The sequence below is a fragment of the Phyllobacterium sp. SYP-B3895 genome (assembly GCF_009647635.1).
In the GTDB taxonomy this organism is placed as follows: Bacteria; Pseudomonadota; Alphaproteobacteria; order Rhizobiales; family Rhizobiaceae; genus Phyllobacterium; species Phyllobacterium pellucidum.
Genome location: NZ_WJIG01000001.1, coordinates 1 through 19,453, shown reverse-complemented (window position 1 = coordinate 19,453; position 19,453 = coordinate 1). Strand labels below are relative to the sequence as shown.

Genomic DNA, 19,453 nt, shown 5'->3' with positions numbered 1-19,453 from the left:
ACGATATAAAAGCTGATGTCGTGGTGAATGTGGATTCACTGACTGAAATGGACCGATCGGTTGCGACTACTCTTATGTCAAGCATACGCTGGAAACCGCCAAACTGTTCCTGTCGATAAACCATGAAGTGAATTCGTTCACTGTACATGAAATCGCCAAGCTTGCGCCCGACGTGGAACTGATGCGCTATCCGGCTCCGATGCGAGCGGTATATATCAAGGAAATAGCGTTCATTCGCTGAAAGAGAAAGGGCTTGCTTCGGCAGCACTCAGATGTCTGCAGCATCGTGATTGTCGGCTGCTTCGAGCCAAATCGCGGTCTCGATAAGCAGCGCCCCATTGTCTCTTGCTTATTTTCTCCTCGCTCATTACGACACGCTAACATTCGACTTTAGTTTAATCATTGGAGTGACAAATGAGATTCAAACTTCTCGCGCATTCCGAACATCAGGATTGGACGGGCGAGCGATTTATTACCGACCGCACGGGCGAGATTGAATTTGAACACCATCACCGTTACCTATTTGCAACCCAATTTTGCGACGGCATGGACGTCCTCGATATAGCAAGTGGTGAAGGTTACGGTAGCTACCTGCTCTCGCAAGTCGCAAAATCAGTTATTGGTGTTGACATCGACCCTAATGTGGTTTCGCACGCGCGACGGGCATACGGTTCGGCCCGGCTAGGCTTTGACGTTGGCTCTTGCCAGTCGATTCCCCTTTCGGCTGGCAGCGTTGACGTCGTGGTCTCCTTCGAGACACTTGAGCACATTAATCAACATTCCGCGTTTCTTGACGAAGTAAAGCGAGTACTTCGTCCCGGAGGTCTTTTTGTGCTGTCGACTCCAGATCGCCAAGTCTATTCTTCTCCAGGAAAGCAGCAAAATCCTTTTCACCAATTGGAGCTTTCGCATCAAGAATTTGAGACCCTGCTTTCGAAATATTTCATTCATAAAACCGTGGGACTACAAAAAGCCACAAGCGGCTCTGTAATTGTCCCAGACGGGAAATGCGACCTTACTGTGGAGGTGTTCCATCGGTCCGACGAGGTAACGTACGAGCTAACGGATATCTTACCTAAAGCGCCTTATCTTATCGGCCTCGCCTCGGATTCGCCGTTGCCTTCCATCCGCTGGGGTCTGCTCGATAATCCCGATTTTCTTTATGGAATCCAAGTACGTTTGATGGAAACAGAGGCTCTGTTGCAATCAGAAGTGGGACGCCTTGGGAACGAGGTGATTAGGGTTAATCAAGCATTCGAAAAAGTTTCAAAAAGCAACTTTCTGCTCAACCAAGGGCACGATCGGTTACGGCGAGAGTTGCAAGCGGAACGCGCGAAAACTGAGGGAGCTCTGCAGCACGCCGATGAACTTCTACAGCACATCGCGGAAGCGCAATCCCGCCTTCGCCAAATTCTTACGTCGACGTCTTGGAAAGTCACACGTCCGATACGAGTGCTGAAACGCATTGTGTCCGCAGCGCTTAAAACGTTACGAACGGCGTCAGAAGTCCAAGGTAGTACACCACTAGTCCTCGCTGCTGAAAGCGCCAAACCCTCGAAATCTACCGCTGCTCTGCTTGACCCACGTCCGGTGCTGTTATTAACCACCCACGACTGCTCCCGAACTGGAGCACCCGTGATGTGCCTAAACCTTGCGCGCGAACTGTCCAAGCGCGAGGACGTGAGATTATTAATCGTTGCAATCAATGGAGGGGAACTCTCGCCCGAATTTGCCGAACTCGCTCCATTATATGTGTTAACCGAAATTGGCGATCCGGGCGCTCCCACCACAGCATTAAAGGCGATCCTGCAGGATTTGGACGTGCCAATATGGGGAGCAATTTGCAATACGATCGTCTGTGCAGAGCTTGTCGAAGCACTCGACAAAGCCAACATCCCAGTGGTCAGCCTAGTTCACGAACTGTCCACCAGTATCGATCAGTTTGGGCGGCAACTAATCGACAAGATAAACATGCATGCAAGGCATGTCGTTTATGGTTCGGCTTACGCCTGTGACCAAGTCACCAACGATTTCGGCATCGGCACAGCGAAAATCGATATCATCCCGACAGGGCACCACGTGCCATTCGTTTCTCAACAGAAGCGCGACGACGCGCGCTCGCAAGTTTTAATAAATGCTGACCCTTCGAGAGACAACGTCTTGGTAGTCGGCTGTGGCACGATCGATCACCGAAAAGGTCCTGACATTTTTGCGCAAGTGGCATCATCCGTCCTAAGTCAGCGCCCTGATCTCCCCATTCATTTTTCATGGATTGGCTCGGCGCACAATAAAGCATACGGATCTTGGATTCCGCACGATGTTTCCCGTCTGGGTCTCCAAGGAAGGTTGGCGTACTTGGATTCGCGAGCAGATGCCGACGCTTTTATATCTGCTGCCGATATATTCTTGCTCCCATCCAGAGAAGATCCGTACCCATTGGTTAATTTAACGGCGATGGCTTCTGGGGTTCCAGTCATCGCATTTGCCGGTGCGGGAGGGGGGCCAGAAGCACTCGGAGAGGCAGGAATTATTGTTCCCTATCTGGATGTCCCCAAGATGGCGTCAGCGGTAATTGAAATAGCAGAGGATCCCTCGCGAAGGAAATCTATGGGCGAGGTAGGGATCGCACGCTTTATGGAAAACAATAGTATGGGCATTTTTACTGATAGAATTCTGGGGTTGTTGCTGCAACACTCTACGGGTGCGAAACAGGTTCAGTCGTAATGTTGGTTTCGGTAATTATTCCTTCATATAATCACGCCCGGTACGTGAAGCAGGCAATTCGATCGGTTATCGAACAGAGTTATAGTGACGTCGAACTTATCATAATTGACGATGGTTCCTCCGATGGTAGCGAAGAACTGATAAGAGAATCAATTTCAGAAAATTGTGGCCGACACATTGTGTTCGAAGCGCAGCGTAACGCGGGAGCTCATCAAGCGATTATGCGCGGACTCTCGCTCGCCAAGGGTAATTTACTCACAATTCTTAATTCCGATGATTTCTATGAGCTAAATCGCCTAGAACGAATGCTTCACAATTTCTCACCCGTTGAAAATTACATTGCATTTAGCCGAGTCCGGTTAGTTGACGATCGTTCCTGCCCGCTTTCGAACAATGCTCCACTTCAACTATGGTACGACCAAGCGTTGAGGGACGCGGCTCGTTGCCCCACGGTTGGGTATGCGCTGTTGCGCAACAACATCAGTGTTACTAGCGGAAATCTCCTTTTTACTCGGGCGTTGTACGACCGCGTGGGAGGATTCCGGCATTTCAAAATGTGTCATGACTGGGACTTCCTGATGCGTGCCACACATTATGTAGAGCCAATCTATATCCAAGAACCATTAATGGCTTACCGCTATCACGAAACCAATACCCTTCGGAGCACAGCGCATCTTGTCGAACAGGAGGGCGCAGCGGCACTTAATGATTTTGTGAAGCTTGGACTTTCAGAGACTGCGCCCAACCATTTGGCCCCTGGCTGGGCCCATTGGCCCGCCTATTTCGATCTGTTTATCGACCGCTTCGCTTGTTGGTTCTCGAAGGAACCTATGGGTCGCTTTATTCAAGGTCGGCCAGTCCAGAAACAAGTACGTGGGCGCGCAATCTGGGTGGACAACGCTCGTCTGGGCTTGGCGGACACTGATTTCCTGACGTCTTCGGGAGCGGGGAATGAAGCTTACGCTCTATTGCGAGAGATGCTTTTGGGTCAATCAGAGCAGCCCGTTGTGTCGGCCGAATTAACGCCTGCCCCAAAAACGTTGGGAGCGTCTTTGAAACGCATATTAGGGAGGGGTAATGTTGGGCCAATTAGCAAAACCTGACCCGAGTGACGATTTTAAGCTACTGCTTTGGGCAACCGACGAGGACGAACGTCGATGAGTTTACCCTTTGGTGCTTTGCCTTTCCCTCAGGCTTCAGGCGGTTTGAGGGAGCGCCGATTACGCATTGCTATCATTACTTTTGAACTCGTCGGGTTCTGGAAGAACGGCGGTATCGGCACTGTTAGTACAGGCCTTGCGGAACTCTTGGCCGCATCAGGACATGAAGTAACAGTTGCCTTTACAAGAGCCGACCTACTTAGCTCAGCTGACTTCGAAAGAGCGAGCGCTCGGTATAGGGACCAAGGGATCAAAGTTGTTGCGCTGCGTCATTCGGAACTGCCTCCGGTTTGCGGTCCTCTCAGCGGCTTTACTGGTTGGGAGCGTCACGCGGCGTATCAGTTTTTGAAGCATGGACAATTCGACATCGTTCATGCGAGCGAGCACTTGGGGGAGTTATTCTACGCGATTGCGGCCAAACAACTAGGTTTAGCTTTCGCAACCACAGAGTTTTGGCTTGGGTGTCATGGTCCTAGCCAGTGGGTAATCGAAGCGAATGACCAAGTTGTTCGCGACGAGTTCTGGTTATGGACTGATGCATCGGAACGATTCTGCCTTTCCCATGCTGACGTCGTGTGGGCGCCTAGTCGATACCTATTGGAATGGATGGAGGCAAATGGGTATGTACTTCCTGCAGGACGCACCTATCAGCAGACCTATCATATTCCGAATGATCTTGCTCAACTACGCGACCGTTCGCGACCACCGCGCGGAACACGCGATGCCGTAACTGAGTTAGTCCTCTTTGGACGCATTGAAACACGCAAGGGGATAAAACTTTTCCTCAGCGCGGTTACTGCCCTGGCGCCTGAGTTATCGAACATTCGTGTCACATTCATGGGCCGAATTGGCATGGTTGACGGTGAGTCGGCGGACGCCCTTATTGCTCGGACTTTGGCACCCCTTAATCTAGACTGGCAAATTCTTTCTGACTTCGATCGTATCGATGCCTATACCTACGTAACGCAACCTGGTCGACTTGTAGTGGCTGCTGCCCCCGTGGACAATTCGCCATGTGCGATCTACGAGTTGCTTGAACTTGAAGCTCACTTCATCGCCTGCCGCGGCGGCGGTGTACCTGAGTTGGTGGCCTCCGCTTCTCACGACGAGGTTCTTTTCGACTACTCCCTGCCGGCGATCACCGAGAGGCTCCGCCATTGTCTGCAGCATGGCTCCGTGGCGCCCGAACCTTCGATGGATCGATCGGAAATCGAGTCAGCATGGGTTGAGGCCCATTACGCGATGGCGCCATCTCGAACATTAAGTCCACCCGAACAACGAAACGACCCGCTGATTGCGGTAGTGTCGTACGATGGCAACGACAAGCATCTCGCAACCACGCTCGGAGCCCTCAATGCATGTGGGTCAGCTATCTCGAGGATCGTTGTGCTGCAAAGCGACGGTCGCGGTCCGCTCCTAGCGAAAACGCAGCTAAACAGCCTTTCATTAGACGAACTCGGTCACAGTGGCGTTCTACGAACGCTTGCGGAGGAAAGGCGTCCCGTTTTGGTACTTCGTGCGGGCGTCGTTATAGAGAAAGCGGCACTTGACGTGTTGTCTGCAGCGGCTCATCGGGCCGACGCAGTTGTGCCACTACCCATATTCGAAGGAGCGGGCGGCACCTCTGCTACAGCCCTTGCCTTGCCGGGTACTGTTGCATGGGCGGTCTTACACGGCACGGCACGGTATGGTGGGCTAATCTCATCTTCTGCTCTACAAAGGCTATCGTCCTTGAGTTTACCGGGCAGTGATATTCTTTTGTGGTTCGACGCTGCGCTAGCGGAGGGGCTTAAAGTTCTGCCTTTAGCCGAACCGCTTCTTGACGCCCGCGCGGTTGACGCTAACGTTCACGAAGTGCCCGACGAACGATCCCGTCTTAACTTTTGGATGACACGGGTTCCCCCTGCGTTCCGCTTGCTGTTGGAGGGTGCCTACGGGTTTATTGTACGTCCGTTGGCGCCATTGACAAATCAGGATCCCGCCAAGATAGATACCATCGCCATGGCCCAATACTCAGCGCTACTTAAGAGCCGTACCTTAAGAATGGGCGCCAAGCTCCTAGGCGTATTCGGGCGTCGCCCATTATTTGAAACGTCTCCTTCAACTCCGGCCGAATTGCACTCGGCGACCGAGCGAGTGTTGCGTTCTACTGCTTGGGATCTGGGGGCTCCCATTCGACTGATTTCCCGTGTGTTGCAACGGCGTTAGCGCCGCCCTCAAATAAGGACTTAGGAATGACACCAACGCTCAACACGATACGCGCCACTCTCGCTGCGATGGGAAATCACTCCCACACCACAGAGAAGTTTCAGAGTGACCTAATGGATTATGCTCGGGCGTTTTCAAAAGAAGGCGATTGCCTCATCGAGGTAGGGTGCTTTCGTGGGGGCCTGACTGCTCAATTTGCCGCGATTGGCAAGGAACTTGGTCAACACCTCCATGTCGTTGATATCGATCCGGGTTATTTGGAGGTCGCGCGACAATCTGTTCAGTCCACGACCGGCGATGATAACGTGTCGTTCCACCTCTGCGATCTTGCAACCTTTGCTCAAGGTGCGGGAAACGGGATTCGGGTATCGCTGGCTCTGATTGATGGAGATCATTATTATAATGGGGTTATTGCAGATGTGCGGGCTCTGCTTGCCATGGTACCACGCCCGTATGGAGTCGCGTTCCATGATTACTCACTTCGCTACGCCACCCCAGAGGGCAAGAATATTCGAGTTGATCGCGCCATTCAGGACACCCTGGGGCGGGAGTTCCCCCACGTCCAGATCGGAGAAATCTCCCGGATTGGTGGACCTCTTCGTCATGAGCCAAGGGAAGATGGGCACTTTCATGAACTCGGTGTATCGGAGGGGGTGCTTGTCGAATTCCGGAAGTTGTCAATCGAGTGAAGTGCTGAACGGGGCAACGTGCAGGATTTTAGTTTGGAGAAGGTATGATTGGCATTTACGGTGCGAACGGGTTTATTGGCCGTCATCTCGTTGAACGACTGGCCTTGAATTGCCAAGCGGTCAAGGCCGTTTCGCGCAAATTCGACCCAGATTTCAGAGACCTCTTTGACCGACGCGTAGACTTTCTCGAAGCTGATATTAGGGAGCCGCTCGATATTGCAGCCACCCTTCAAGATGTCGATACTGTGGTACAACTGGTTTCAACATCAAGTCCTGGAATGAAAAATGACCACGCATTGGTAGATATACGGGAAAACGTCATACCGCACGTCGAGTTCTTACAAAGTTGCGTACAGGCGGGGGTGAAGCGATATATATTTCTGTCGTCCGGAGGCACAGTGTATGGGCCCGGCTCCCCTGTGCCTACTCCCGAATCAAGCCCCACAAATCCGATAAACTCGCACGGTCTCACCAAATTAATGGTCGAAAAGTATATTCAGATGAATGGGCATATAAACGGAATGCAGTATGTAATCTTGCGGGTTGCCAATCCCTTTGGTCCCGGACAAGCGTTCCGCAAGGGTCAAGGACTTATTCCGGCAATATTGGATAATTGGCAAAAGAAGCTGCCAATCAGAATAATCGGAGATGGTCGATCGTTGCGTGACTATTTCTTCATTGACGATCTTATATCAGCAATCGAAGCGGCCATAGCCCTATCAGGTCACCCCAACCTTGTAGCCAATGTTGGAAGCGGTGAAGTACGCTCAGTCAATGATGTCATCGAGGCGGTCGAGAAGATAGTCGGTGAAAAAATGGTGCGCAACTACGTACAAGCTCGTCCCACGGACGTAGAGGTTGCTAGCCTGGATATTACGATTGCCAAGAAGATTTTAAACTGGATGCCCACTACTAATTTTCACGATGGGGTCCGCAAAACGGTAGACTCTCTGCGCATTTGAACATGCTGATATGTTCGTTGCTAATCAATGCCTAGTAAGGCGAGTTTAAATCAATTTGGAAGATTAAATGCTAAAAAAGGTTCTGGTAGCTGGCTTCATCTGTACCTTGGCATATTCATTCTGGTTTCTTTTGATTGGACTCTCCAATCCAACTTTAGATTCATTTGCTTTTAGACAATCGCAGACAGCACTCTCAGCGTATTGGATCTTACAAGGCGGGCCCTGGCTGATTTACGAAACGCCGGTCCTTGGTAGCCCTTGGGCGATACCCTTCGAATTTCCTACCTATCAATTGCTCGTTGCATTAGTCACCCACACAGGGATACCGATGGAAGTAAGCGGGCGGTTGATCTCATACTTTTTTTATGTGGGAACTTTGGTACCGGCGTACTATTTTTGGAGGCAAATCGACAACAAAATCGAAGGATTTTTGGTATTTTCGATGCTCTATCTCGCATGCCCTCTATATCTATTCTGGGGTAGAAGCGTGATGATCGAGACAGCTGCCGTGTTCTTCTCCATGTGCTGGCTGGCTCTCCTCGTTTCTTTGGTTCATAAACCAAACGCTTGGAAATTATTAGTCTGCGTGGCATTCGGCCTTCTCGGAGCCCTGACCAAATCAACGACCTTTATGGTCTTTGCTTCTGCTGGAGCGCTATTTGCCGGCATCCATTTCCTTCAGATAATGCGAAGCCAGGGGCTAAAGTCTATTGGAAATGCTGTAGCGATCACTGCAGTGGCTGGCGTTGTGCCTGTGGCAACTGGCTATTTTTGGGCTCTTTTTTCAGACGCTGTGAAAGGTCAGAACCAATTCGCAGCGGCGCTAACGGCGAAGAATCTTCACTATTGGTATTTTGGAACCTTAGCACAGCGCCTTAGCTCAACATTCTGGATTGATGTTGTGTGGAAGCGCATGTTAACAGACATTTTCGGGTACGGAGCCGTCTTTGCGGTAGCCGCTTTTGGTGTGAACATAATCCATCGAAAATCGCTTGTTACAGCGGGAATCGCTGTCGTGATTTTCTTGTCCTCGTTGCTTACCTTTACAAATCTCCATTTCGTACATTCTTACTATCAGGTCGCGAACGCTATTTGTCTAATTTTTGCGGTAGCTGTTTCGATATCTTGCGTAATAACCCTTAATCGACCTGTATTGGCCACAGCGCTGGTGGGACTCATCCTCATTGGTCAGGTTGCTTACACGCTGGCGTTTTATCTTCCGATGGTTCGAAGTGACCCTGTGGGAGAAGAATACTATAGTGTGGGTCTCGTGACGCGGGAACAAACTAAACCGGGAGATGCGATTGTAGTGATAGGGACAGATTGGTCGTCAGAAATTCCCTACTACGCTCAGAGGAAAGGCCTGGCTGTCAGAGCGGTTATGCCTGACGCTGAATTGGTTGCGTCGATACAGAATCCTCGGTCTATACTCGGCAACGCCCCGCTGGGTGCGATTGTGGATTGCCGAACATTTACTGGAACCCAGAATTTATTTCCAGCGGTGAATAACATACTCGCTACCATGAAGGTCACATCAGATGACGGAAAATGTAGGGTTTACCAACCCTGACGACTTTAGATAGTTATTGATAGAATGTCACGCGTTGCGAGGAAGTCGAACTTGAATTCTTTGACTTGTGCCGTTTGCGGCGGGAGATCATTTTCGCACAGCAAGGTGCTTTGGGATGAATTGGTCGCCGAGTGGGGACTTAATTTACACGAGCGAGATTATATTGATCGCCAACAAGGGACAGTTTGCGAACGTTGCGGTTGCAACATCCGCAGCATTGCTCTTGCGGACGCGATTAAAGCGCATTGGTCGTTCACTGGCAATTTTAAGAACTTTGTTCGAGAGCATTCTGATTTGGATGTATTAGAGATTAACGAGGCATCTGGACTCACACGGTGGCTCTCAGAAATGCCAAACCGGCATTTAGCAGAGTATCCGCAAATCGACATGCAACAGATGGCAATTCCCGACGCATCATTTGATTTGGTGGTGCACTCAGATACCCTTGAACATGTGCCCGCACCGATCTTAGCACTATCCGAATGTAAGCGGGTTTTACGAGATGAAGGTCTGCTCGCTTTCACAGTTCCCATTATTGTCGATCGACTAACTCTCTCGCGAGTGGGTTTAAAAAAGAGCTATCATGGGTCGAGCGAGAATAGATCGGCAGACTTTTTGGTCCATACAGAATACGGTGCTAATGCGTGGCAGCAACTCATTGAAGCAGGCTTTTCATCTATACAAATACACACGTTTGATTACCCCGCGGGCATAGCAATGAGTGCCTCAAAGAGGTCGACAGTTAAAAGAACCAAGACATTGAAATTTTGGAAGAAACCATGGTTTGATCAACGAAGGTGACTTGCCCAGGCAAACGCGCCCAAAGATATTGCTCAAAAGCGCTTAAACCAACTTGCGAACATTTCTCCATGGGGCTCAGCTCGTTTTGCATTATTATATTCTATTGAGCTGGCGACCATAAAAACGCATGTCTTAAACAGAGAATGTCAGCCAGGCGGCGGCGCAAGTTATTGCTTAAAAACCCACGGCAATCGCGGCCGAACATTTGCCTTCTAGGCAGTTCAGCAAACGCGCCATCACATGCTTCCCGCCGGCCGCAAAAACCCGTCCTTACTTTTCAGGGTACCACAACCGGTCTGTTCGCCGCGAACGCGAGGGTGTGATCATGAAGAATTTTGTATTAGCAAAATGAACTGCCCCTGAAGGGGAAAATTCGTTCGATCAAGTGTCTTGACGAAGACGGTCAGGAACACTTGATCCGGGCTGAAGCAAGCGACGTGCCACCTTGGCCTTGTATTTCGCAAACGGTGGCACGATTGAATCATACTCCCCGCCACCCGAACCGGTCCCGCCGACAATCAGTGACGTCAGTTTTTCCAACAACTTGCCGCGTCTAGATTGCTCCCATACAAGGCGAAGCTTTGGCGGCGGTGCAGACCGGACGTTACCGCCGCCATTGTAGCATTCATCGACCAGTTGCCCGGGCCCCGCTCCATGTTGCTCACGGGCGCAACACAGTTTGAAAGGTCCCACTACCTTAACAATTTCTTCCGAACAAAGTTCGGCATGACTTCCATGCAACTTGAATATTTCAGGCGTTATGCATCCCTAATCTAAGAGTTGACCTCACTACGGAAAGAACATAATTCAAAAAGCCTAATCCGCGCCGGGAGGATGGGGTGCAAGCGACATCAAGGACCGAAGAAAAGTTTAGCGACTACTCTGCCAACTTTTCTGAGTTGCGGCGCGAACTTTGGGGAGACGCATACAAAACGTTCCTTAAGGCTCTGCGCCCCGACTACGCCAGAATTAGGCGCGATATAGCGCTCGGTTACGCCGCTCTTGCGACGACGATCGTAGCATGCTCTCTCCTGCCTAGCCTAGGCGTCTATCCGATCATAGCGGCGATCCTAGGCGCGCCTTCCATTGGGTATTGGGTCGCATATTTGCAACTCTTTATCCATGAAGGAGCGCACTACAATCTAGCTCCCGATCGGGCCGAGAGCGATCGGTTCTGCGATCGGTATATATCTTGGATGATCGGAACGACCGTCGCAGCATATCGTAAGGTTCACTTTGAACATCATCGGGCGCTCGGCACAATTGACGATAGCGAAAGCACATATTTCTTTCCTCTAAATCTTCTCTTCATTGTCAAGGGGCTGTTCGGTCTCCGTGCGGTTGAAGTTATTTTGGCTCGCAGGAAGATCGTCGATAACGTCGAGAGGAAACAGAAGAAGCCAGCGAAAGACGGGTCGAAAATAGCTCCGCTCACGGCCTTGGCGGTTCATGGCGGGATCGTTGTTATCGCATTCCTACTCGGCTTCTGGTGGGTGTCGATCGCCTGGCTTTTCGGCGTGGGAATGGTCTTCCCGTTCTTTGGAGCGTTGCGCCAACTCCTTGAACACCGCGACGAGGATGCTAGTGCCATGAACGATTACAGCAAAACCCCGCACGGTGCGGTGACGCGGATTTTTGAAGATGGTCCCATCGGGTCAACTTTAGGGGGTGCGGGCTTTAACCGTCACCTACTACACCATTGGGAGCCACAGGTATCTTATACCAATTTACCGGCTCTCGAACGGTTCCTCATGACCACAAAGGCCGGGCCGATAATAGAGAGGCGCAAGACCACTTATACGCAGACGTTCCTCAAGCTCCTTTCGATTTAGGTAATTCAAAAAATGATCAAATGCCCGCTTTGCAATAGCAAGGAAACTACCATCCACGCTCGCGCGAAAGATATCGAGTACTTCACATCTGACCGAGAGTTTGACATCCGAGCTTGCAAGCCTTGCGGTATCCTGTTTGTCGACCCCATGCTTAGCGACAAGCTTGGAGACATCTACCCGGCGAACTATTATTCGTTCAAAGTTACGAAGCGAAACTTTGTCGTTGCCGTCAAGGAATGGCTAGACAGACGCGGTTTGAAAGCGCTCACTCGCCAAATACCCGGCCGGGATTTATCAGTTTTGGATATAGGAGGAGGCACGGGCTGGCTCCTCGATCAGGTAAAGACCGCTGACTCGCGTGTTTCCCATACAACTGTCGTAGATATCGACGATGGGGCACGAGACGTTGCCATCTCCAAAGGTCATGACTTTCACTTGAGCCGGTTCGAAGACTTCGACGCCGGCGACAGAAAGTTTGATCTCATCCTTATGCTTAACCTCGTGGAGCATGTTACCGACCCTCGGGCCGTATTGTCGAAGGCAGCGAGCCTCTTGAGCCCAAAAGGGCTCATCTGGGTGAAGACGCCAAACTTCGACAGCCTCGACGCTAGGCTTTTTCGGAATCATTCTTGGGCCGGATATCACACGCCGCGTCACTTCGTGATCTTCAATCGCGATAGTCTGGAGAGAACCGCGCGGGAGAGCGGCTTAGCAGTCGCGAACTTCGATTATACCCAGGGCGCCCCATTCTGGAGCATCTCGATTTTCGACACTCTTCGGCGAATTGGCGTGGTTCAGGCCTCAGCCGACAAGCCGGCGATCTATCACCCGGTGACACCGCTCTTGCAGGCGGGTGCGGCCGCGTTTGACTTTGCTCGCAAGCCTTTCGGCGCCAGGCTTTCTCAAATGGTTCTGACTTTGAAACGGCGACCATAGTTCACCCAACTAGAAGCACCTAAAGCCTCCCTCATAAGGGCGCTTTTTTGTATCGGAAAACGCCATGCACACTCTGCGTGTGGCTGCTTTGGCACGCCTGCGACGTCGCCGGGCGTCGCATTACTCCTGCGCGAATTGCGCCGCTGAATTCACATATGGAAATCATCTATGGAACTGACGGCAGAAATGCTGCATCGGATAGCGAAGGCGACTCCGAACGCGACTAAGGCCGTCTCATCCGGCGACTTAGAGATCACGTCCTTTTCGTGAATCTTTCCCTGCGTCTGGAGAGGCCACTGGTTTTGAAGTCGCTAAATCGTTCGTTTGCCACAGACCCCGTTGTTTGCGCGGATATAATTTCAACGGCTTTTCGATAGGCTTTAGGCCCTTGCGGATGATATCAGCCCATTCCTTTTCAAACGCATTCGCCTCGCTCGTGATTTTGGGCTTCTCTATGTCTTTTCGGCAAGGATCAGGAACTGCTTCCCAAAAACCGCCACAAAGCAGCAAGACCAAGGTAAACTTTAATCAGAAGTTAAGTGTCGGTTGTTTCGCCATGGTGAACGGTAAAAATCTATCATCCCCAGAGATCACTTTGTAGCTATGCATGTCAGAATAGCGTTTGCTGGCTGTTTGAAAGTGTCATATATGGATCAACATGGTAAACGAGATTGAGAAGACCGCCCGTACCTTCGATGAGTATGGAAAGTCCTATACTGAAACGGTCAATGAGGCGATTGCATTCACTGGATTGTCGGTTGATTTCTTCACTCGGGTCAAGGCCGCCTACTTGGTGGAACTAGCGCAAGCGCATTTTGGCGGCACAGCACACCTGGAGGTATTGGACGTAGGTTGCGGGATCGGCAACTTTCACCCACTATTGTCATCCACCTTTCGCTCGTTAAGGGGTGTAGATATTTCAGCAGCCAGCGTCGACGCCGCAAGAGCGAACAACCCTGGTGTCGCCTATGACGTTTATGATGGCCTCACTCTTCCATACGCAGATGCAACTTACGATGCTGTTTTCACGATCTGCGTGTTGCACCACGTTCCGCCGGTACAGTGGCCGATATTCGTTTCTGAGATGAAGCGTATACTGAAGCCCGGCGGACTGGCGCTTATCTTCGAGCACAATCCATACAACCCGGTTACCTTGCGCATCGTGAACCGATGCCCCTTTGACGAGGATGCCGTTCTACTCAAGCCGGATACCACGCGCGCACTCTTCCACGACGCTGGTTTCGCGAACATATCAAGTCGTTCCATTTTAACTGTCCCAGCCGCCAACAAGATGCTGCGGAAACTGGATCAGGTTTTTGGTCGCCTACCCATCGGTGCCCAATATTATCTCACCGCTATTCGACGTTGACAGAGCTGCTCGCGATACTTGCCCGGTTTGGAATCGTGGGAATTGCTGCCACTCTCATATATTTGGCTGTTTCCAACCTTTTGATCGCAAGCGGCCACGTTGCGCCGGCGCCTGCATCTTTGCTCGGTTATCTAGCGGGAATGATAACCTCTTTCTTCGGCCAAAGCAGGTTCACCTTCCGAGTTGGCGAAACAGACTGGCGACATCTGTTCAAATTTGGTCTTCTTTCTGTCGTGGGCCTTGCGGTAAGCTATTGGAGCGTTGCGGGTGCCGTGATGCTGGGCTTTCACGCAACGGTAGGAACGGTGGCGGCGTCGATACTTGTACCGATTGTGAGCTTTATCTTGATGAAGTTATGGGTCTTTGCCTAACTGTATCGCCAGCGTCTCATAACAGAGGGGTGATCTCATGATCAAAGTAGCGGGCAATCTCCCCGTCTCCAGATCGATCAACCGCGAAGAAGAGCGGACGCCCGTTTGATCTCTGAAGAAGCACAGATATATACTCCAGGACGATGCCGTTCAGAAACAAGATTGTGCCGCCGAAGAATATCGTGGTGACCATTATTGACGTCCACCCAGGCTCAGTTATCGCACCCGGATCAAGAAGACTCAGTACCAATACTCCGAACCCTGTAAGCGCGCTTATGAGCGCGACGCTGAAACCGAATAACGCTCCAACTCGTAGCACCTTAATCTGACTTGATATAAGCAGCCGCCTTGCGTGGGAGAGCAAAGAACGCATTCTGTACCCACTCTTTCCGGTGGTGATGAAACGCGTATCCTTCAAATCCATGGTCACGGTCCGAACTTGCCGTGTGAACCAGAAGAGGGCAGAATCGAAATAAGTGTCATCCGCACAGGCCTTGGCAGCTGCTCGTGCAACGGAACCTCGCATAAGCCGGAAGCTGTTGGCTTGTGTAATGTTTTTCTCACCAGTTGCAATCTCGATGAGGCGTTTGAAGGTTCGGGAAGTCCAGTCACGAGAAGCGGCCTGGTGGACCTTGCCTTTAGGTTTCCCATACACCACGTCCGAATGAGTTTGAACCGCCTCTTGGAGGAGTATGGGCACACCAGACGGCGGATGCTGGAGATCCTCGTCAATAGTTGCTACCCAATCTTCCTCGGTGCGCAATATACCAGCCACGGTTGCCGGATGCTGACCGAAATTGCGGGACAGGTGGATCGCCTCCACCCATTGAAATCGATCAGACAGACGGTCAATCACGGCGGCAGAGCCGTCTATCGCGTTGTCGTCCACCAGCACTACTCGAGTCAGCGAGATGGGGGCCGACGCTAAGGCCCAATGCGATCTGAGGCGTTCTACTTCCGAAATCAAATCTTCCAGATATTGATCGCCCGCATATACTGGAACCACGACAGCCAAGGTTTGCACTTCGAGCTCCGACTCTATAAACAGCACTGGGAGGACGCGGTCCTGACCGCGTAATTCAGAAATTTGGTAAAGCGCGTCGAGGCGCAGAACACGCCAATGCGACGCATGTAAAGCTTGCGATCGTCCGGGATTGCCGTTGCGGCGCCAACAGAAGAAAATTTAATCACCATTCTCATCTCTGGCACACTTGGGCATGAATTTGCGGCGGAGAAAGCCGATCCACTTCCCATATTACCTTGGCCCCGGAGACCGCGCAGGCGGCTTTCAAATCAAACTCCTCACGTCTGATGATTTTACCGGTCTTGGCATACGTTGCCAGTCCGTATCTGGAAGATACTTCAGGCGCACCATTGACGAGCGGAACGCCCCATAGTGCGTAGGCTAGAAAGCCATGTGCATATTGCCAACCGCCGTGCGCGGCAAGGCGCGGGGCAAGCTCGTTGTCAAAAATTTCTTGCGGAATGAACAGCGCAGACTCCCGGGCAGAAACGCCTCGCTCCAACATCTGTTGTTGCAGACTCTGGCCAAAAACCGCCAAGGGTCCCTCGAGGGACGAGAGCTTGGCGCGCTTTGTGGCGCGGGAATCTAGGAAACGCAATTGATGGTCCGGTGGCAGAACCGCGTTTATCGGCGCGAGCATTCTGGTCGGCGCATCCATAATTTTTGGTAACGACAGCGGCAAGTTGAATAACGTATAAGCACTTGTGTATAAACGATCGACAAAAAAAAGTGTGGACGTAATCATCAGCATTGTCACGGCACGACGCATAACCGGCGAAGTGCTTTCCCGTCTGAAAGAAACAAAGAGGTCGGCTATCACAACAACTCCAATGAACACCAAGGGGAAGTAGAGTCCATAGATAAAAAACCCAACATCCCAGGGGCTCAATCCCTTATGTACAGTGGTGACCACCCACAAAAAAAGCATGGCGCCACCGGTTGCCGCAGCAAGTTGCACAGCAGCTGGCTTTCGGAACATCATTGCGAATAAAACGTACAGGCCAAAAAGTATCGCGACATTTGGCGCAAAGACAGCGCCCCAAAAAGGTATTTGCACGGTTGATTCTCCGGCATAGAAAGCCAGCAGCTTCCAAACCTCTAATCCATCCGTGCTAAAACGATCACCAATTTGATGTTCCTCGCCAATAAATAGCTGTCCGTATACATAGAAAAACAGCAATACCACACTGCCAAAGACGACAGTCTTGCGGGCAAATGGCGCTTTAACCGCCAGCCAGCAGCCAATCAGACAAGCCAGCATAAACCCTGATGAAACCTTACCTAAACCAACCACCACACATAGACTAGATAACCCAAAAATCTGCGGCCAGGTTGGCAGTTCTCGCTTATATAGGCTGTCGATCACAAATGGCATCGCTAGAGTCAATATCAGAGACGGCAGCCACAACGCATGAGACCTCACCGGATTCCAAGTGTTCAATGCGACGGGTAGACCAAGCCCCACCGCGCACAGCAGCGTGACCAGTCCGTATCGCTCAACCAGCTTGGCAAAACAAATAAGCACGGCCGATATGTACAAAGAACCCTTGATCGTTATCACCATCGGGTAGCTCTCAAAAATATCTACACCCGTGAGTCTGGCGATAAGTGCATCCAAATAGTGGGTCAGAACGTGGTAGGCGGTGAGCGGCGTACCATGTAGAGAGATGCTCGGATAACCAACGCTGACAATACTTTTGAGTATAGCTATATTGTAAGCAGTGTCAGGGAAAAACCAAGAACTTCCGTAATCTAACCTTTCCAAAGGAAATATTGATATGAGATCATCAACGGGTGATCCGACATAAGAGGCAAAATTATAGACCGCCATCAACGTTAGGAAAAGTACACTCAAGGGTATCCAGTTCGAAAATGTCGGCAAATAAAGCTTACATTCAAAAATCAAAACCCATATCAGCAAGGCAAATGCTAATTGGTAAAGCATAAAAATGGTTGTAATTTGCGCAACTGATACGTTGGCATAGAAGCGAAGTGCAAACGTTAGGGTAAATGTACTAAACAAAACCCATGTCCACAGCGACGCTGATAAGACTATGCTTCCACGTCTACACTGCATGTCCCTTAACGGATCCTTCTGATTGCGACCTAAGTTTTTGGCCCCGGCCTGACATCGCAATCAAAGTCGCAATCGACGCCCGATTGAACCACAGATATTTTTAGCTCGTGATATGATCCGAAGACGGCAGTATAGACGGCCACACGCATTCTATTGCTGCCTCGCCAGAAAAACATGATCTCAACAAACAAAGAGCATGATTCTGGTTGGTCAACAACCTTGGGTAGATTACCTCTCAGACCTTGCGCACAGATCTCCGTTTCGCCCAATTCGGATCGGGCTTGCCCGTATATGCTGTCCGTAGGGGCTCGGCTTCCATATAGATGCCGGCTTCCCTCGCGGCTTCGATAAAGGCAACACGCGCCACGGCGGCCGAGCAATTGCCTTCGAGGCACTTCAGCAATATCTCCCGCGCCATGAGATGTTTCGGGCCCGTCGTATCCGGCCACTGCTCGAGCACGAACCTTGCAGCGTCGTAGGCTGAGGTCACGCTGACCAACTGGCCCGGCTGCCGCCCGAACACCTGCACTCGCTGGAATGTCTTGTAATCCTCATACATGCCCGCAATGTAGAACCGAGGTTGCCAAATTTCGAATCAATAGAATTTCTTAGTTACCGAAAATACCAGCTGATCGCCATGATGATCACAATGCCCAAGACGAACCCCACCGCTAACATCACGTAGGATGGTTCGTTCGGGGGCGGGTAATCGCCATGATCATTCAAATCATTTGGCATAGTGCTTTCCCACCGTCGACTGCCATAAGGAACCAGCGCCCAATATCGACGTTTCCTGTCCATGAACGACGTCCCATTCCAATCACTGGTCCTCCGGCTTGCTCGACGCGGCAAACCCAGAAATGTTAGTTCAGTAGGAGAAGCACTTGCGTTTCTAAAAAACGATTGGTCTCACAAGCAAGGTCCTGCATGCCTGCGCGCTAAACTGACTTGCACCGGAGCCTTGGAAGGACACTTCAGTCCAGGCGAGGCGCGAGCTGCTTTTCTCGATGCGCTATTGGACGCTGGCATCCTCGTCGAAGAGGGCAACAACACTTTGGTCGAAAGGCTCACCAATGCACTGCGGGCCGTGCGAGAATAAGCCAATTCGCCCAAGGAAGCTTAGTGGAACAATATAGGGAGTGGCGGGCTCCGCTGAGCATTGGGTGCCAACCCTCCCAGAGTGCCTCTGCGGACTAAGAAATGGTGAGGCTTGGCCTCATTGCGTCTTGGAAGAATACCTTTGGCCAAGCCCCGCCGGGTGCGGGATTTCCCCTCTAACTATGACGAGTTCCTCTGGCCGCGCTTAGTCTGTGGCCGTTCTATTTGTGAGTTAAGGCTCGATGAGGCCTTCGCCTTCCATCCCAACAATGTTTGCGTCTTTATCTTGCTCTTGCAATAACGGGTTGGGATCAGATATTGGCCCCTTCGGTTTCTGCGGAGAGCGGGGGACATGGGACCGGTGAGGTTCATCAGGCGGCAAGTTTGAATTGTCTCCCACGGCATAAGGGGGTAAATCGCCTCGCGCGTCGCTAACGTCAACCTTTGTAAGCAGGTTCTCCGCATGTTGTATGAGTTGATCGTCGGAAAATCCGACGCAATCGGCAGCCCTTGGCAAACGCCCGCAGGGTAAGACCTGCGATGCAATTGAAGGCATTATTTCCGAAGGCGAAGAGATAATGGAAGAATTCAAGGGTCAACCAGCCCTTGATGCAGGCTTGGCTTCGGCCGCC

General features: G+C 51.2%; 15 protein-coding genes and 1 pseudogene. 13 read left to right on the top strand and 3 right to left on the bottom strand.

Going from position 1 to position 19,453, the window contains the following annotated elements:
• Positions 1-414 precede the first annotated feature (414 nt).
• The 11 genes from GF108_RS00080 (at position 415) to GF108_RS00030 (ending at position 14,622) form a co-directional block, all read left to right on the top strand.
• The gene (locus tag GF108_RS00080) at positions 415-2,724 is read left to right on the top strand and encodes a methyltransferase domain-containing protein (RefSeq protein WP_153666390.1); all 2,310 of its coding nucleotides are present in this window, start codon (positions 415-417) and stop codon (positions 2,722-2,724) included.
• A complete protein-coding gene (locus tag GF108_RS00075; protein ID WP_153666389.1) occupies positions 2,724-3,827 on the top strand; it encodes a glycosyltransferase in 1,104 nt (367 codons plus the stop codon). The genes GF108_RS00080 and GF108_RS00075 overlap by 1 nt, the downstream gene beginning before the upstream one ends.
• A gap of 54 nt (positions 3,828-3,881) precedes the next feature.
• A complete protein-coding gene (locus GF108_RS00070) occupies positions 3,882-6,092 on the top strand; it encodes a glycosyltransferase (protein ID WP_153666388.1) in 2,211 nt (736 codons plus the stop codon).
• Between the two features lie 26 nt (positions 6,093-6,118).
• Positions 6,119-6,781 carry a class I SAM-dependent methyltransferase gene (locus tag GF108_RS00065; RefSeq protein ID WP_153666387.1) on the top strand — a complete coding sequence of 221 codons (663 nt, stop codon included), beginning with the start codon at positions 6,119-6,121 and terminating at the stop codon, positions 6,779-6,781.
• A 44-nt stretch (positions 6,782-6,825) separates the two neighbouring features.
• On the top strand, positions 6,826-7,743 hold the full coding sequence (locus GF108_RS00060) for an NAD-dependent epimerase/dehydratase family protein (protein WP_153666386.1): 918 nt from the start codon (positions 6,826-6,828) through the stop codon (positions 7,741-7,743).
• 67 nt (positions 7,744-7,810) lie between these two features.
• The gene (locus GF108_RS00055) at positions 7,811-9,313 is read left to right on the top strand and encodes a hypothetical protein (protein WP_153666385.1); all 1,503 of its coding nucleotides are present in this window, start codon (positions 7,811-7,813) and stop codon (positions 9,311-9,313) included.
• Positions 9,314-9,364: 51 nt separating this feature from the next.
• Entirely contained in the window at positions 9,365-10,114 is a 750-nt protein-coding gene (locus GF108_RS00050; protein WP_246663805.1) for a class I SAM-dependent methyltransferase, read from the top strand.
• Between the two features lie 839 nt (positions 10,115-10,953).
• Positions 10,954-11,946 (top strand): fatty acid desaturase, encoded by a 993-nt coding sequence (locus tag GF108_RS00045; protein ID WP_370462031.1) that lies wholly within the window; start codon positions 10,954-10,956, stop codon positions 11,944-11,946.
• A gap of 12 nt (positions 11,947-11,958) precedes the next feature.
• On the top strand, positions 11,959-12,882 hold the full coding sequence (locus GF108_RS00040) for a bifunctional 2-polyprenyl-6-hydroxyphenol methylase/3-demethylubiquinol 3-O-methyltransferase UbiG (protein WP_153666383.1): 924 nt from the start codon (positions 11,959-11,961) through the stop codon (positions 12,880-12,882).
• Between the two features lie 658 nt (positions 12,883-13,540).
• A complete protein-coding gene (locus tag GF108_RS00035) occupies positions 13,541-14,251 on the top strand; it encodes a class I SAM-dependent methyltransferase (protein WP_153666382.1) in 711 nt (236 codons plus the stop codon).
• Complete coding sequence (locus tag GF108_RS00030; RefSeq protein ID WP_153666381.1) at positions 14,248-14,622, top strand: GtrA family protein; 375 nt, start codon at positions 14,248-14,250, stop codon at positions 14,620-14,622. Before GF108_RS00035 ends, GF108_RS00030 begins: the two co-directional genes overlap by 4 nt.
• Before the next feature lie 16 nt (positions 14,623-14,638).
• Here the strand turns inward: GF108_RS00030 and GF108_RS00025 are convergent, their stop codons facing one another.
• The 3 genes from GF108_RS00025 to GF108_RS00015 form a co-directional block, all read right to left on the bottom strand.
• A complete protein-coding gene (locus tag GF108_RS00025) occupies positions 14,639-15,646 on the bottom strand; it encodes a glycosyltransferase (protein ID WP_172982532.1) in 1,008 nt (335 codons plus the stop codon).
• 172 nt (positions 15,647-15,818) lie between these two features.
• Positions 15,819-17,669, bottom strand: coding sequence for a hypothetical protein (locus tag GF108_RS00020; protein ID WP_153666379.1), 1,851 nt, complete (start codon positions 17,667-17,669; stop codon positions 15,819-15,821).
• 289 nt (positions 17,670-17,958) lie between these two features.
• Positions 17,959-18,282 (bottom strand): DUF982 domain-containing protein, encoded by a 324-nt coding sequence (locus GF108_RS00015; protein ID WP_153666378.1) that lies wholly within the window; start codon positions 18,280-18,282, stop codon positions 17,959-17,961.
• 240 nt (positions 18,283-18,522) lie between these two features.
• On the opposite strand from GF108_RS00015, the gene GF108_RS22635 reads away from it, so the two are divergent.
• A complete protein-coding gene (locus GF108_RS22635) occupies positions 18,523-18,822 on the top strand; it encodes a DUF982 domain-containing protein (RefSeq protein WP_153666377.1) in 300 nt (99 codons plus the stop codon).
• Between the two features lie 508 nt (positions 18,823-19,330).
• Positions 19,331-19,453: pseudogene (locus GF108_RS00005) on the top strand (DUF892 family protein); the annotation flags it as partial.